Genomic DNA, 16,808 nt, shown 5'->3' on the forward strand with positions numbered 1-16,808 from the left:
TTCAAAATGGATAACCTCTGGTTCCCACGCTTTCAGGCCCTGTGGGTCCCAGCGTTGGAACGAGTTGACTCCCGTCATTCCCGGCTTCATTCTCGTCATTCCCGCCTTCATTCTCGTCATTCCCGCCTTCATTCTCGTCATTCCCGCCTTCATTCTCGTCATTCCCGCCTTCATTCTCGTCATTCCCGCGAAGGCGGGAATCCACAATGACTCACCACCAGAACCTTACTGCCCGGTGCCCCCCTGGCCTCGTCATCCCTGAGAAGGCAGAGATCCACCGTTGGCGCTGGATTCCCGCCTTCGCGGGAATGACGACCTCAGAGCATGGGAACAAGCTGTTGGAGTTTTGCGACACCCTCGCTCTGCGTGGGAATGCATACCTCACCTGATGACTTAGAGAGGACATCCAAAACTGATTCGATCTATATAGACTCGATTTTGTCATGGAAGTTCAAACTACTGTTCTTCCATAGTTCAGTGATTCTCACCGTGTAATCTTTACTGGCGGTCACCAGGTGTCGGCCATCGACGCAGAAGGTGGCTGAGATGAGGGCTTTATCGTGTATAACGGTGGCTTTTTTTACCCATGATCCATCCTTGCTCAGACCATAAATTTGCGCGGTATTATCCTCACTGGCGGTCACCACAAGGCAACCATCGGCACTGAAGGTGGCGGATAGGACCTTATCTTTGTGGGTTATGGTGGCTTTTTTTACCCAGGTTCCATCGGCCTTACGGCCATAGATTTTTGCCGTTTTATCATGACTGGCAGTCACTAAATGGCAGCCATCGGCGCTGAACATGGCTGCGGTGATATACCCATTGTGTTCAACGGTGGCTTCTTCTACCCATGATCCAGGGGTCTCCTGACTACAGACTTTCGCCTTGTTATCATAACTTTTGGTCACCAGATGGCAGCCATCGACGCTGAACTCGACAGAGAGGACAAGGCTGTGATGAGAAATCCTGGTTATTTCTTTCCATGATCCATCGTCCTGCAGGTCACATATTTTTACTGTATTATCGCAACTGCCGGTTGCAAGATGGCGGCAATCTTCGCTAAAAGAGATTGAGCTGAGACCACTATTATGGGTAGTGGTGGCTTTTACTTCCCATGACCCGGCCTCCTGACTATAGATTTTTAAAGTCACCCATCCATCGCAGAACAACGCATGACGGCCATTGGAGCTGAGGCAGGCCCAGCTGTCACTACCCTCATCAGGAAGGGTGGCTTCTACTTCCCATGATCCATCGTCCTCCTGACCATAGATTGTCGCAACGCCAGATGTGTTGACAACCAACAGATGACGGCCATCGTCGCTGAAGCTGGCCAACCTGTTCGGAGTATCACAGTTAATAATGTATTTTACTTCCCATGATCTATCGTTATTCTGGCCATAGATTTTCAGCGTATTATCCACAATATCCACATTATTCAAACCGGCGGTCAACACATGGCGACTATCAGCACTGAAGGTGGCTGAGCAGGTCGCACGATTATGGGAAATGGTGTCTTTTGCTTCCCAGGAACCATCCTCGTTCATACTGTAGATTTCCGCCGTGAAACGATTGACGACCATCACATGCCGGTTATCGGCGCTGAAAAAGGCTTCATTGACCCAACCATTCCTGGGAATGGAGGCTTTTACTTTCCATGATCCATCGGTCTCCTGGCTACAGATCTTCAATGTATCATCTGAACAGGCAGTCACTAAGTGGCGACTATCGGCGCTTAAGGTGGCTTTTAAGATTTTGTCAGCATGGGTAATTTCGATTTTTGTCTTCAAGTCAAATGTTTCACATTGAGACATCAGCTTACTGTTGTTGAAAAGGAGCAAAGCAGGAAAGTAAGTACTCCCATGTTTTTGTACGAGTGACTCGACAGTGTCCATATTCGCAAACGGCTTCAACCAGTCACGGAGTTGTTGCTCATCTTTTGTGGTAACGATGGTCTTTAGTTGATAGAGGTGTCGTGAAGGAAACCGTTGATACCAGGCTCTTTCCAGAGTCTCATGGTTCTCAACAAGATCGCGAAGGTATTTGCATACCCTGGTTAAACAGGTAATCTCCCGAAAACCCAAATAGCGGATAATCATGTTTTTTGTTTCGTCGGGCAAACGGAAGAATGAAGATTGCTTTTGGTTATACAAAGTAACGTCCCTGCCTGCACTGACACCCTTTGGCGCTGCTTCAAGCCGAAGTTGCCTGATTGGCAAGAGTGAACCGTCATACCTGGAATTGTTGTTCAAAGGGTTCATGAGCAGCTCCTCCCTGAGCTCCAGAGTCAATATTTGTCCCCGCACAAAAACATAGAAAAGGACATTCAAAATGAATTCGATCTACAATAGAGTCGATTTTGTCATGGAAGTTCAAACTATTGAGGTCAGTGGCATCAAGAAAAAGAAGTGCCCTGATCCGGGAAAAGGATAGAAAGACATTTTTTTATTGAGAGCACAGTGCAAAAATTGCCATCGGGCTTTTTGATAATACGTTCATTCGATCATCAATCGTTCTTCCATAGTTCTGTGATTCTTACTTTGTCATCTTCACTGGTGGTCACCACATGTCGGCCATCGGCGCAGAAGTTGGCTGAAATGACTTTGTCATTGTGTTGAATGGTGGTTTTTTTTACCCAGAATCCATCCTTACTCAGACCATAAATTTGCGCCGTGTTATCCTTACTGGCGGTCACCACAAGGCAGCCATCGGCACTGAAGGTGGCCGATCGGACCCAGTCTTTGTGGACAATGGTGGTTTTTTTTACCCAAGATCCACCGGCCTCACGGCCATAGATTTTCGCCGTTTTATCATGACTGGCAGTCACCAAGTGGCGGCCATCGGCGCTGAACCTGGCTACGGTGATATTTTCATTGTGTTCAATGGTGGTTTTATTTACCCATGATCCAGGGGTCTCCTGACCGTAGACTTTCGCCGTATTATCAGCACTTCTGGTCACCAGATGGCGACCATCGGCGCTGAACTGGACTGAGTAGACATAACGATCATGAGAAACCGTGGTTATTTCTTTCCATGATCCATCGTCCTGCAGATCAAATATTTTCGCCGTATTATCGAAACTGGCGGTTACAAGATGGCGGCAATCGTCGCTGAAGGCGTACGATGCGACAAAATTATTATGGTTAATGGTGGCCTTGACTTCCCATGACCCAATGGCCTCCTGACCGTAGATTCTAAAAGTGTTATGTTCAAAGCCTATCAACGCATGACGGCCATCGGAGCTGAGGCAGGCCCTGCTGACACCACTCGGATCAGTAATGGTGGCTGTTACTTGCCATGATCCATCGTCCTGCTCATCATAGATTGTCGCAACGTCAGATGTATTGACAACCAACAGATGACGGCCATCGGCGCTGAAGCTGGCCAACCTGATCGAAGCATCATAGTTAATAATATATTTTGCTTCCCATGATCCATCGGTCTTCTGGCCGTAGATTTTCAGTGTATTATCGCAACTGGCGATCAACACATGGCGACCATCAGCACTGCAGGTGGCTGAAATGATCGAACGATTATCGGTAATGGTGGCTTTGACTTCACATGATCCATCCTCGTTCATACCATAGATATCCGCCCCTAAACGATTGACGACCAACAGATGGCGGCTATCGGCGCTGAAAATGGCTTCTTTGAACCAACCATTATCCTGAGTGGAGGCTTTTACTTTCCATGATCCATCGCTCTCCTGGCTACAGATCTTCACTGTATTATCCAAACTGGCGGTCACTAAGTGGCGGCCATCAGCGCTCAAGGTGACTGCAAAGATATCATTAGGATGGGTAAATTCGGTCTTTGTCTCTAAGTTAAATGTTTCACATTGAGACATCAGTTTACTGTTGTTGAAAAAGAGCAGAGCAGGAAAATAAGTACTCTTTTGTTGTTTTACGAGTGATTCGAAAGCGTCCTTATTCGCAAACGGTTTCAACCAGTCACGGAGTTGTTGCTCATCTTTTGCGGTAGCGATGGTTTTCAGTTGATATTGGTGTGGTGAAGAAAACCGGCGATACCAGGCTCTTTCCAGAGACTTATGGTTTTCAACAAGATCGCGAAGATATCTGCATACCTTTGCTAAACGGGTAATCTCCCGAAAACCCAGATAGCGAATAATCATGGTTTTTGATTCGTCGGGCAAAGAAAAGAATGAAGATTGATTTTGGTTATATGCAGTAACGTCCCTGCCTGCGCTGAAACCCGTTGGCGCTTGCTCGAGTCGAGGCTGCTCAGGTGTTGGCGAGAGTGAACCGTCATTGCTGGAACTTTGGTTCAAAGGGATCATGAGCAGCTCCTCCAGAGCTTCAGAGTTAATATTTGTCCCCGCACAGAAAAAGGATATTTAAAATGAATAAATCTGGTTCCCATGCTTTCAGGCCCTGTGGGTTCCAGCGTGGGAACGAGTTGACTAGCGTCATTCCCGGCTTCATTCTCGTCATTCCCGGCTTCATTCTCGTCATTCCCGGCTTCATTCTCGTCATTCCCGGCTTCATTCTCGTCATTCCCGGCTTCATTCTCGTCATTCCCGCGAAGGCGGGAATCCACACTGACTCACCACCAGAACCATACTGTCCGGTGCCCCCTGGCCTTGTCATACCCGAGAAGGCAGAGACCCACTGTTGGCCCTGGATTCCCGCCTTCGCGGGAATGACGACCTCAGGGCATGGGAACGAGCTGTTGGAGTTTTGCGACACCCTCAGAGCGTGGGAACGAGTTGTTAGAGTTTTGCGACACCCTCAGAATGACTTAGAGACGACATCCAAAACTGATTCGATCTATATAGACTCGATTTTGTCATGGAAGTTCAAACTACTGTCCTTCCACAGCTCAGTGATTCTCACCTTGTGATCTTCACCGGTGGTCACCACATGTCGGCCATCGGCGCAGAAGGTGGCTGAGATGACTGCTTCATTGTGTAGAACGGTGGCTTTTTTTACCCATGATCCATCTTTCCTCAGACCATAAATTTGCGCCGTGTTATCCTTACTGGCGGTCACCACAAGGCAACCATCGGCACTGAAGGTGGCTGATTGGACCCAATCTTGGTGGACAATGGTGGTTTTTTTTACCCAGGATCCACCGGCCTCACGGCCATAGATTTTCGCTGTTTTATCATGACTGCTAGTCACTAAATGGCGACCATCGTCGCTGAACCTGGCCGCGGTGATATTTCCATTGTGTTCAATGGTGGTTTTTTTTACCCATGATCCAGGGGTCTCCTGACCATAGACTTTCGCCGTTTTATCATCACTTCGGGTCACCAGATGGCGACCATTGGCGCTGAACTTGACTGAGTAGATAGAACTATCATGAGAAACCGTGGCTATTTCTTTCCATGATCCATCGTCCTGCAGGTCACATATTTTCGCTGTATTATCGAAACAGACGGTTGCAAGATGGCGGCAATCGTCGCTAAAGGTGGTTGAGCTGACAATATGATTATGGGTAATGGTGGTTTTGACTTCCCATGATCCAATGGCTTCCTGACCGTAGATTTTCAAAGTGTTATGTCCAACGCGGATCAACGCATGACGGCCATCGGAGCTGAGGCAGGCCCAATTGACATTACTCTCATCAGTAAGGTTGGCTTTGACTTCCCATGATCCATCGTCTTTCTGACCATAGATTATCGGAGTGTCAGATGAAGTAAGGACCAACAGACGACGGCCATCGGCGCTGAAGCTGGCCAACCAGATCGAAAGGTCGTAGTTAATATTGTATTTTACTTCCCATGATCCATCGGTCTTCTGGCCGTAGATTTTCAGCGTATTATTGAAACTGGCGATCATCGCACGGTGACCATCGGCACTGAAGGTGGCTGAAATGACCGAATTATTATGGGAAATGTTGGCTTTTGCTTCCCATGATCCATCCTCCTTCGCACCATAGATTTCCACCCTGAAACGATTGACGACCAACGCATGCCGGTTATCGGCGCTGAAAAAAGCTTCTTTGACCCAACCATTTCTGGGAATGGAGGCTTTTACTTGCCACGATCCATCGGTCTCCTGACTGCAGATTTTTACTGTACCATCAAAACTGGCGGTCACTAAGTTACGGCTATCGGCGCTTAAGGTGACTACAAAGATATCATTAGGATGGGTAAATTCGGTCTTTGTCTCTAAGTTAAATGTTTCACATTGAGACATCAGTTTACTGTTGTTGAAAAAGAGCAGAGCAGGAAAATAAGTACTCTTTTGTTGTTTTACGAGTGACTCAACAGCGTCCTTATTCGCAAACGGTTTCAACCAGTCATGGAGTTGTTGCTCATCTTTTGCGTTAGCGATGGTTTTCAGTTGATATTGATGTGGTGAAGGAAACTGGCGATACCAGGCTCTTTCCAGAGCGTTATGGTTTTCAACAAGATCGCGAAAATATTTGCATACCTTTGCTAAACGGGTAATCTCCCGAAAACCCAGATAGCGAATAATCATGGTTTTTGATTCGTCGGGCAAACAAAAGAATGAAGATTGATTTTGGTTATAGGCAGTAACATCCCTGCCTGCAACGATGCCCGTTGGCGCTGGCTCGAGTCGAGGCTGCTCAGGTGTTGGCGAGAGTGAACCGTCATTACCGGAATTATTGTTCAAAGGGGTCATGAGCAGCTCCTCCAGAGCTTCAGAGTTAATATTTATCCCCGCATAGAAAAAGGATATTTAAAATGAATAAATCTGGTTCCCATGCTTTCAGGCCCTGTGGGTCCCAGCGTGGGAACGAGTTGACTAGCGTCATTCCCGGCTTCATTCTCGTCATTCCCGCGAAGGCGGGAATCCACACTGACTCACCACCAGAACCCTACTGCCCGGTGCCCCCCTGGCCTTGTCATCCCCGAGAAGGCAGAGATCCACCGTTGGCGCTGGATTCCCGCCTTCGCGGGAATGACGACCTCAGAGCATGGGAACGAGCTGTTGGATTTTTGCGACACCCTCAGAGCGTGGGAACGAGTTGTTGGAGTTTTGCGACACCCTCAGAATGACTTAGAGACGACATCCAAAACTGATTCGATCTATATAGACTCGATTTTGTCATGGAAGTTCAAACTACTGTCCTTCCGTAGCTCAGTGATTCTCACCTTGTGATCTTCACCGGTGGTCACCACATGTCGGCCATCGGCGCAGAAGGTGGCTGAGATGACTGCTTCATTGTGTAGAACGGTGGCTTTTTTTACCCATAATCCATCTTTCCCCAGACCATAAATTTGCGCCGTGTGATCCATACTGGCGGTCACCACAAGGCAACCATCGGCACTGAAGGTGGCGGATCGGACCTTATCTTTGTGGGTTATGGTGGCTTTTTTTACCCAGGTTCCATCGGCCTTACGGCCATAGATTTTCGCTGTTTTATCAAAACTGGCAGTCACTAAATGGCAGCCATCGTCGCTGAACCTGGTTGTGGTGATCAACCCATTGTGTTCAATGGTGGCTTTTTTTACCCATGATCCGGGGGTCTCCTGACCGTAGACTTGCGCCGTCATACGATCACCTTGGGCCACCAAATGGCGACCATTGGCGCTGAACTTGACTGAGCAGATAGAACTATAATGAGAAACCGTGGCTATTTCTTTCCATGATCCATCGTCCTGCAGGTCACATATTTTCGCTGTATTATCGAAACAGTCGGTTGCAAGATGGCGGCAATCGTCGCTGAAGGTGGTTGAGCTGACAGTATGATTATGGGTAATGGTGGCTTTGACTTCCCATGATCCAAGGACTTCCTGACCGTAGATTTTCAAAGTGTCAGGTTCAACGCGGATCAACGCATGACGGCCATCGGAGCTGAGGCAGGCCCCGCCGACACGACTCTTATCAGCAAGGGTAGCTTTTACTTCCCATGATCCATCGTCATTCTGACCGTAGATTATCGGAGCGCCAGATGAAGTAAGGACCAACAGACGACGGCCATCGGCGCTGAAGCTGGCCAACCAGATCGAAAGATCACAGTTGATATTGTATTTTACTTCCCATGATCCATCGGTCTTCTGGCCGTAGATTTTCAGCGTATTATTGAAACTGGCGGTTAACACATGGCAACCATCAGCACTGAATGTGGGTGAAATGACCGTACTATTATGGGAAATGGTGGCTTTTGCTTCCCAGAATCCATCCTCATTCATGCTGTAGATTCCCGCCCTGAAAGTACTGACGACCAACACATGACGATTATCGGCGCTGAAAATGGCTTCTTTGACCCAACCATTGTCGGAAGTGGAGGCTTTTACTTCCCATGATCCATCGGTCTCCTGGCTACAGATCTTCAATGAATTATCCAAACTGGCAGTCACTAAGTGGCGGCCATCGCCGCTTAAGGTGACTGCAAAGATATCATTAGGATGGAAAATTTCGGTCTTTGTCTCTAAGTCAAACGTTTCACATTGAGACATCAGTTTACTGTTGTTGAAAAAGAGCAGAGCAGGAAAATAAGTACTCTTTTGTTGTTTTACGAGTGACTCGACAGCGTCCATATTCGTAAACGGTTTCAACCAGTCACGGAGTTGTTGTTCAGCTTTTGTCGTAGCGATGGTCTTCAGTTGATACTGGTGTGGTGAGGGAAACCGGCGACACCAGGCTCTTTCCAGAGCTTTATGGTTTTCAACAAGATCGCGAAAATATTTGCATACCTTTACTAAACGGGTAATCTCCCGAAAACCCAGATAGCGAATAATCATGGTTTTTGATTCGTCGGGCAAACAAAAGAATGAAGATTGATTTTGGTTATAGGCAGTAACATCCCTGCCTGCAACCGTGCCCGTTGGCGCTGGCTCGAGTCGAGGCTGCTCAGGTGTTGGCGAGAGTGAACCGTCATTACTGGAATTATTGTTCAAAGGCGTCATGAGCAGCTCCTCCGGAGCTTCGGAGTTAATATTTATCCCCGCATAGAAAAAGGATATTTAAAATGAATAAATCTGGTTCCCATGCTTTCAGGCCCTGTGGGTCCCAGCGTGGGAACGAGTTGACTAGCGTCATTCCCGGCTTCATTCTCGTCATTCCCGGCTTCATTCTCGTCATTCCCGCGAAGGCGGGAATCCACACTGACTCACCACCAGAACCCTACTGCCCGGTGCCCCCCTGGCCTTGTCATCCCCGAGAAGGCAGAGATCCACCGTTGGCGCTGGATTCCCGCCTTCGCGGGAATGACGACCTCAGAGCATGGGAACGAGCTGTCAGAGTTTTGCGACACTCTCAGAATGACTTAGAGACGACATCCAAAACTGATTCGATCTATATAGACTCGATTTTGTCATGGAAGTTCAAACTACTGTTCTTCCATAGTTCAGTGATTCTCACCTTGTAATCTTCACTGGTGGTCACCACGTGTCGGCCATCAATGCAGAAGGTGGCTGAGATGACTGCACTGTTGTGAACAACGGTGGCTTTTTTTACCCATAATCCATCTTTCCCCAGACCATAAATTTGCGCCGTGTTATCCTTACTGGCGGTCACCACAAGGCAACCATCGGCACTGAAAGTGGCTGATCGGACACAATCTTTGTGGACAATGGTGGTTTTTTTTACCCACAATCCACCGGCCTCAAGGCCATAGATTTTCGCCGTGTTATCATCACTGGCGGTCACGAAATGGCGGCCATCGGCGCTGAACCTGGCTGTGGTGATACTCCCATTGTGTTCAATGGTGGCTTCTTGTACCCATGATCCGGGGGTCTCCTGACCATAGATTTTCGCCGTGTTATCATCACTTCTGGTCACCAGATGGCGACCATCGGCGCTGAACCTGACAGAGTAGGCAAAAGGATTATGAGAAACCGTGGTTATTTCTTTCCATGATCCATCGTCCTGCAGGTCACATATTTTCGCTGTTTTATCGGAACTGGCGGTTGCGAGATGGCGGCAATCGTCGCTGAAGGAGTATGAGCTGACAAAATTATTATGGTTAATGGTGGCTTTTACTTCCCATGACCCAATGGCCACCTGACCGTAGATTTTCAAAGTGTTATGTCTAACGCAGATCAACGCATGACGTCCATCGGAGCTGAGGCAGGCCCAACTGACACGACTCTCATCAGCAAGGGTAGCTTTTACTTCCCATGATCCGTCGTCCTTCTGACCATAGATTATCGGAGCGACAGATGTAGCGAGGACCAACAGACGACGGCCATCGGCGCTGAAACTGGCCAACCTGATCGAAGCATCACAGTTAATAATGTATTTTGCTTCCCATGATCCATCGGTATTCTGGCCATAGATTTTCATTGTATTATCAAGACCGGCGGTCAATACATGGCGACCATCAGCACTGAAGGTGGCTGAGAAGGCTGAATGATCATGGGAAATGGTGTCTTTTGCTTCCCATGATCCATCCTCCTTCATACTATGGATTTCCGCCCTGTAACGACGGACGACCAACACATGCCGGTTATCGGGGCTGAAATTGGCTGCTCTGACCCAACCCTTCCCGTGAGTGGAGGCTTTTACTTTCCATGATCCATCGGTCTCCTGACTACAGATCTTCACTGTATAATCGAAACTGACGGCCAATAAGTGGCGGCTATCGGCGCTTAAGGTGGCTATTAAGATTTTGTCAGGATGGGTGATTTCGGTTTTTGTCTCTAAGTTAAATGTTTCACATTGAGACATCAGCTTACTGTTGTTGAAAAGGAGCAGAGCAGGAAAATAAGTACTCTGATGTTTTTTTACGAGCGACTCGACAGTGTCCTTATTCGCAAACGGGTTCAACCAGTCACGGAGTTGTTGCTCATCTTTTGTGGTAACGATGGTCTTTAGTTGATACTGGTTTGGTGAAGGAAACCGTCGGTACCAGGTTTTTTCCAGAGCTTTATGGTTTTCAACAAGATCGCGAAAATATTTGCATACCTTTACTAAACGGGTAATCTCCCGAAAACCCAGATAGCGAATAATCATGGTTTTTGATTCGTCGGGCAAACAAAAGAATGAAGATTGATTTTGGTTATATGCAGTAACTTCCCAGCCTGCAACGATGCCCGTTGGCGCTGGCTCGAGTCGAGGCTGTTTGGGTGTTGGTGAGAGTGAACCGTCATTACTGGAATTATTGTTCAAAGGGGTCATGAGCAGCTCCTCCGGAGCTTCAGAGTCAATATTTGTCCGCGCATAGAAAAGGACATTCAAAATGGATTCGATGTATATAGAGTCGGTTTTGTCATGGAAGTTCAAACTGTTGAGGTCAGTGGCATTAAAAAAAGAAGAGCCCTGATTCGGGAAAAGAATAGAAAGACATTTTTCTATTGAGAGCCCAGTGCAAAAATTGCCATCGGGCTTTTGATATAACGCTGTTTGCTAATCGGTTGTGAGCAAAAAGACATTCATTCAGTCATCAATCACTCTTCACCAGTTCAGTGATTCTCGCCGTTTTATCTTTACTGGCGGTCACCACATGTCGGCTATCCATGCTGAAGTTGGCTGAGGTGACTGCACACTTGTGTTGAATGGTGGCTTTTTCTACCCATGACCCACTGCTCCCCAGACCATAAATTTTCGCCGTTTTGTCGCAACTCGCGGTCACCACGAGGCACCCATCGGCGCTGAAACTGGCTGACAGGACCCAATCGTCGTGGGTGATGGTAAGTTTTTCTACCCATGACCCATCGGCCCTGAGGCCATAGATTTTCGACGTATTGTCAGCACTGGCGGTCACCACATGGCAGCCATCAGCGCTGAAAGTGGCTGTAATGACTGCCCCCTCGTGTTGAATGGTGATTTCTTCTCGCCATGATCCATCGCTCTGCAGGCCATGGATTTTTGCCGTGTTATCTTGGCTGGTGGTCACCAGATACAGGCCATCGGCGCTGAAGTTGGCTGAGTAAACCGCATTATCGTGGGAAATGGTGGCTATTTCTTCCCATGACCCACTGGTCCGCAGGCTCAGGATTTTTGCCGTCTTATCTCCACTGGCGGTTACCACATGGCGGCCATCAGCACTGAAGGTGGCTGAGAAGACCGTGAGAGTATGGGTAATAGTGGCTTTTACTTCCCATAATCCATTGGCCTGCTGACCGTAGATTGCTACATCGTTATCTCCACAGACCAACAAATGACTGCCATCGGAGCTGAAGCTGGCCCAATCGGCCACAGCATAATGGTGAATAATGGCCTCTTCTTCCCATGACCCATCGTCCGCCTGAGCACAGATTTTCGCCGTGCAATCCTCACTGGTGGTTACCAGGCGGTGGCCATTAGCACTGAAGGTGGCTGAGTTGACCCTTCTATTATGGAAAATGGTTTTTTTTACTTCCCATGACCCATCGTCCGCCCGACCACAGATTTTCGCTGTGTGATCACGACTGGCGGTCACCAGATGACGGCCATCGACACTGAAGGTAGCTGATACGACCCAATTATAATGGTTAATGATGGCTTTTTTTTTCCATGATCCATTGGTCTTCTGGTTACAGATTCGCACCGTATTATCCAGACTTGCGGTCGCGAAATGTCGGCTATCGGCACTAAAGTTGGCCGTGTTGACATCGTCAAGGTGTTTAATTTTGGTTTTTGTCACGGGCTTAAATGTTTCACATCGAGCCATTTGTTTACTGTTGGTGAAAAGGAACAGCGCCGGAAAATAAGCATTATTCCGTTTTTTTACGAGCGACTTTACAGTGCCCTTATTCGCAAACGGCTTCAACCAATCGCCGAGTTGTTGATCATCTTTTGCTGCAAAGATTGTTTTCAGTTGATATTGATGTGGTGAAGGAAATCGGCGATACCATGCTCTTTCCAAAGCCTTATCTTTTTTTATGAGATGGTGAAGATATCTGCATACCTTTGCTAAACGGGTAATCTCTCGAAAACCCAAACAGCTTATAATCATGGAATGTGTCAGGTCGGACAAATCGAGGAATGAAGGTGTTTTTTTGTCATTTACGGTAACCTGTCTGCCGGCACTGACACCCGTTGGAATTCCCTCCAGTCGAGGTCGCTTGGGCGTTGGCGAGAGGGGGCCGTCGTTGCTGGAATGGCTTTTCGTGGCGTCCATGCCTGATTTCTCCGTAGTTCTTAGGTTCGTATTTATCCTCGCCTGGGAAGGACATTCAAAATTGATTCGATCTTTTGGAGTGGGTTTTATAATGGAAGTTCATAACATTAAGGCCAGTGAAACTAACGAAAAACAGAGCCCTGATTCGGGAAAATGACAGAAAGACATTTTTTTATTCTATGATCAACCGTTCTTCTGGAGTTCAGTAATTCTTGCCGTGTTATCATTGCAGTTGGTCACCACATTTCGGACATCGGGGCTGAAGTTAGCTGATTCAACTGTTCGCGCGTGTACAATGGTGGCTTTTTCCAGCCATGACCCATCGGCCTCCAGACCACAAATTTTTGCTTTACGGTCCCGACTGGCGGTTACCATATGACAACCATCGGCACTGAAGGTGGCTGAAAGGACAACGTCCCCATGGGTAATGTCGGCTTTTTTTGCCCAGGCTCCATCGGTCATCAGACCATAAATTTTCGCCCTATGATCGGCACTGGCGGTTACCAGATGGCAACCATCGGCACTGAAGATAGCTGAGTAGATCCAATCATTATGGGTAATGGTGGTCATTTTTTCCCATGATCCATCGGACTTCAGGCCATAGATTTTTGCCGTGAAATCCCGGCTTGCGGTCACCAGATGGAGGCAATCGGCGCTGAAGTTGGCTGAGGTGATAAATTCACCATGATGAATCGTGGCTGTTTTTTTCCATGATCCATCGACCTGCAGGTTAAAGATATTCGCCGTGTCATCGAAACTGGTGGTTACCAGATGGCAGCTATCGGCGCTGAAGCTGGCTGAGTCGATTGGGCTATCGTGTGGAATGGCGGCTTTTACTACCCATGATCCAGCGTCTGACTGACTATAGATATCAAGAGCGAAATTTAAACCGTAGATCGCCAGATAACGGCCATTGGGGCTGAAACTGGCCGAAACGTTCTGACTAATGAGGTCAATAGTGTCCTCCAATTCCCATGAGACATTGTCCACCTGAGCAAAGATTTTCGCTGTATGATCTTCACTGACAATCACCACACGGCGCCCATCTGCACTGAAGTTGGCTGAATTGACACCGACAACATGGGGAATGATGGCTTTTGCTTTCCATGATCCGTCGTCCTCCCGACCATAGATATTCACTGTCTTATCATAAATGGTGGCCAGCACATGATGGCCATCGGAGCTGAAGCAGGCCGACCTGACTGAACCATTATGGGTAATGTTGGCGGTTTCTTTCCATGTCCCACCAGTCTGCTGGCTATAGATTTTCAGCGTCATGTCCAAACTGGCGGTTAACAGATGGCGGCTATCGGCACTGAAGGCGGCTGTTTCGATGTTGTAGGAATGAGTAATTCTGGCTTTTTCCGCTAACTTGAATTTTTTACATTCAGACATCAGTTTACTGTTGATGAAAAGGAGCTGAAGAGGAAAGTAAGTACTTTCTTGTTGTTTTAAAAGTGACTCGACAGTGTCCTTATTCGCAAACGGTTTCAACCAATCACGGAGCTGTTGCTCATCTTTTGTCGTGATCATAGCTTTTAATTGATATTGCTGTGATGAAGGAAACCGGCGATACCATGCACTTTCCATAGTTTTATCATTTTTAACAAGATCGCGAAGATATCTGCATACCTTTACTAAATGAGTAATCTCTCGAAAACCCAGATAGCGAATAATCATCGTTTTTGTTTCGTCGGGCAAACAGAAGAAGAAAGATTGATGTTGGTTATAGACAGTAACGTCCCTGCCTGCACTGATAGCCGTTGGCGCGGCTTCCAGTTGAGGTTGATTCGGTGTTGTCGAGGGTAGACCGTCAATGCCGGAATTGTTGTTAAGAGGGCTCATTCTCGGATCCTTCAAAAATCCAGATTCAGTATTTATCCTTGCTTGGAAAGGACATTAAAAATTGATTAGACCGATTAGACTCGGTTTTATGGTTGAGTACTTAAGTGGAACCAGGAAAAACAGAGCCCTGATTCGGGAAAATAACAGAAAGACATTTTTTTATTGAGAATCCAGTTTAAAAACTGCAATCGTGCTCTCTGTATTAGGCTGTTTTTTAATCAGTTCCCAGCAAAAATACGCTCATTCGATCATCAGTCGTGCTTCTGTAGTTCAATGATTTTCGCAGTGCAATCTTTACTTATGGTCAACACATTTCGGCCATCGGGGCTGAAGATGGCTGAGATGAACCCAACACTGTCAGAAATGATGGCTTTTTTCTCCCATGATCCTTTGGGCATCAGGCCATAAATTTTCGCTTTACAATCCAGACTGGCAGTTACCACATGACAACTATCGGGACTGAAGTCGGCTGACAGGACAAGATCTTCGTGGCAAAGAGTGGCTTTTACTTTCCATGATCCATCAGTCTGCAGGCCATGGATTTTTGCCGTGTTATCCTCACTGGTGGTCACCATATAGTTGCTATCAGGGCTGAAGCTGGCCGATATGGCCCGGGCGTTATGGTCAAAGGTGTATTTTTCTTTCCATGAACCTTCGGTCTGCAGGCCGTGGATTTTTACCGTCTTGCCAATGATGGTTAACAGATGGTCGGCATCTTGGCTGAAGGTGGCTGACCTCACCCCGGTATTACAGGTAATGATGGTTATTTTTTCCCATGATCCATCCAACTGCCGGTTGCAGACTTTTGCCTTACCATCTTCGCTGGCGGTTACCACATGAAGGCCATTGTTGCTAAAGCTGGCGGACATGACTGATTTATCATGGTTAATAGTGGCTTTTATTTCCCATGAGCCATCGTCCTCCTGACCATAGATTGCCACAGTGTTATCAAGACTTGAGAATAACAAATGACTGCCATCGGCGCTGAAGCTGGCTGACCGGATCGGAGAATGATGCCGGATAGTGTATTTTGCTTCCCATGATCCATCGGCCTCCTGGCCATAGATTTTCACCGTCCCATCCATGCAGGTGGTCAATAAGTAGCGACCATCAGTGCTGAAGGTGGCTGACGTGGTCAAAAAACTGAGGGAGTTGGATAAGGTGATCGCAAATTCACGGGGAATGGCGGCTTTTACTTTCCACGAGCCATCGTCCTCCTGAGCAAAGATTTTCGCATGGCAGTCGTAACTGACGGTCACTATTTGATGACCATCGGGGCTGAAAGTGGGTGACATGGTAAGACTTTCATGGGGAATGGTGGTTTTTGCTTCCCATGATCCATCGGTTTTCTGGCCAGTGATTTTTGCTGTTCTATAACAGCTGGAGGTCACCACATGGCAGCTATCAGGGCTGAAGGAGGCTCTTTTGATAGAGTGGGGATGGGAGATTTCGATTTTTTTCACCGGCTTGAATGTTTTACATTGAGACATCAGTTTACTGCAGGTGAAAAAGAGCTGATGAGGAAAAAAAGTACTTTCTTTTTGTGTTAAAAGTGACTCGATAGTGTCCTTATCCGCAAATGCCTTCAACCAATCACGGAGTTGTTGTTCATCTTTTGTCCTGACGAGAGTCTTCAGTGGATTTTGGTATGCTGAAGGAAACCGGCGGTACCATGCTCTTTCCAGAGCTTTTTCTTCTTTAACAAGATCGTGAAGATATTTGCATGTCTTTGCTAAACGGGTAATCTCGCGAAAACCCAAATAGCGAACAATCATAGATTTTTGTTCGTCGGGTAAACAGAAGAATAAAGATTCATCTTGGTGATAGACACTAACGTCCCTGCCTGCACTGACAGCCATGGACGCTTCTTCCGGTGGGGGGCACTCAGGTGTCGACAAGAGTGAACTTTCATTGCTGGAATGGTTGTTTAAAGGGTTCATATCGGCTTCTTCCAAAGCTCCTAAGTCAGTTTTTATTCTCACTTGGAA

Annotated in this window: 12 protein-coding genes; 4 read left to right on the plus strand and 8 right to left on the minus strand. The window is 47.3% G+C overall.

Features of this window, described 5'->3' with window-relative positions; translation table 11 throughout:
- Positions 1 to 64 precede the first annotated feature (64 nt).
- Entirely contained in the window at positions 65 to 262 is a 198-nt protein-coding gene (locus P6910_RS00885) for a hypothetical protein (protein ID WP_317144402.1), read from the plus strand.
- Positions 263 to 422: 160 nt separating this feature from the next.
- Here P6910_RS00885 and P6910_RS00890 read toward each other — a convergent pair whose 3' ends face one another.
- Both P6910_RS00890 and P6910_RS00895 read right to left on the minus strand, forming a co-directional pair.
- Entirely contained in the window at positions 423 to 2,258 is a 1,836-nt protein-coding gene (locus tag P6910_RS00890) for an F-box/WD40 repeat-containing protein (protein WP_317144403.1), read from the minus strand.
- Between the two features lie 245 nt (positions 2,259 to 2,503).
- Positions 2,504 to 4,294, minus strand: a complete 1,791-nt coding sequence (locus P6910_RS00895) for an F-box/WD40 repeat-containing protein (protein WP_317144404.1) — start codon at positions 4,292 to 4,294, stop codon at positions 2,504 to 2,506.
- A gap of 62 nt (positions 4,295 to 4,356) precedes the next feature.
- Between P6910_RS00895 and P6910_RS00900 the strand changes: the two genes are divergently transcribed.
- On the plus strand, positions 4,357 to 4,857 hold the full coding sequence (locus P6910_RS00900) for a hypothetical protein (RefSeq protein ID WP_317144405.1): 501 nt from the start codon (positions 4,357 to 4,359) through the stop codon (positions 4,855 to 4,857).
- Here P6910_RS00900 and P6910_RS00905 read toward each other — a convergent pair.
- Entirely contained in the window at positions 4,785 to 6,608 is a 1,824-nt protein-coding gene (locus P6910_RS00905; RefSeq protein WP_317144406.1) for an F-box/WD40 repeat-containing protein, read from the minus strand. The genes P6910_RS00900 and P6910_RS00905 overlap by 73 nt on opposite strands.
- Before the next feature lie 62 nt (positions 6,609 to 6,670).
- On the opposite strand from P6910_RS00905, the gene P6910_RS00910 reads away from it, so the two are divergent.
- A complete protein-coding gene (locus P6910_RS00910) occupies positions 6,671 to 6,985 on the plus strand; it encodes a hypothetical protein (protein WP_317144407.1) in 315 nt (104 codons plus the stop codon).
- 30 nt (positions 6,986 to 7,015) lie between these two features.
- Here P6910_RS00910 and P6910_RS00915 read toward each other — a convergent pair whose 3' ends face one another.
- Positions 7,016 to 8,839, minus strand: coding sequence for an F-box/WD40 repeat-containing protein (locus P6910_RS00915; protein ID WP_317144408.1), 1,824 nt, complete (start codon positions 8,837 to 8,839; stop codon positions 7,016 to 7,018).
- Between the two features lie 62 nt (positions 8,840 to 8,901).
- On the opposite strand from P6910_RS00915, the gene P6910_RS00920 reads away from it, so the two are divergent.
- A complete protein-coding gene (locus P6910_RS00920) occupies positions 8,902 to 9,300 on the plus strand; it encodes a hypothetical protein (RefSeq protein ID WP_317144409.1) in 399 nt (132 codons plus the stop codon).
- Here P6910_RS00920 and P6910_RS00925 read toward each other — a convergent pair.
- The 4 genes from P6910_RS00925 to P6910_RS00940 form a co-directional block, all read right to left on the minus strand.
- Positions 9,228 to 11,051, minus strand: coding sequence for an F-box/WD40 repeat-containing protein (locus P6910_RS00925; RefSeq protein WP_317144410.1), 1,824 nt, complete (start codon positions 11,049 to 11,051; stop codon positions 9,228 to 9,230). The genes P6910_RS00920 and P6910_RS00925 overlap by 73 nt on opposite strands.
- A 265-nt stretch (positions 11,052 to 11,316) precedes the next feature.
- Entirely contained in the window at positions 11,317 to 12,975 is a 1,659-nt protein-coding gene (locus tag P6910_RS00930; RefSeq protein WP_317144411.1) for an F-box/WD40 repeat-containing protein, read from the minus strand.
- Positions 12,976 to 13,158: 183 nt separating this feature from the next.
- Positions 13,159 to 14,820 carry an F-box/WD40 repeat-containing protein gene (locus tag P6910_RS00935; RefSeq protein WP_317144412.1) on the minus strand — a complete coding sequence of 554 codons (1,662 nt, stop codon included), beginning with the start codon at positions 14,818 to 14,820 and terminating at the stop codon, positions 13,159 to 13,161.
- A 251-nt stretch (positions 14,821 to 15,071) separates the two neighbouring features.
- Positions 15,072 to 16,760: an F-box/WD40 repeat-containing protein gene (locus tag P6910_RS00940; RefSeq protein WP_317144413.1), complete on the minus strand. Its 1,689-nt coding sequence runs from the start codon at positions 16,758 to 16,760 to the stop codon at positions 15,072 to 15,074.
- Positions 16,761 to 16,808: the final 48 nt, after the last annotated feature.

The organism is Endozoicomonas sp. 8E (genome assembly GCF_032883915.1).
Classification (GTDB): Bacteria; Pseudomonadota; Gammaproteobacteria; order Pseudomonadales; family Endozoicomonadaceae; genus Endozoicomonas_A.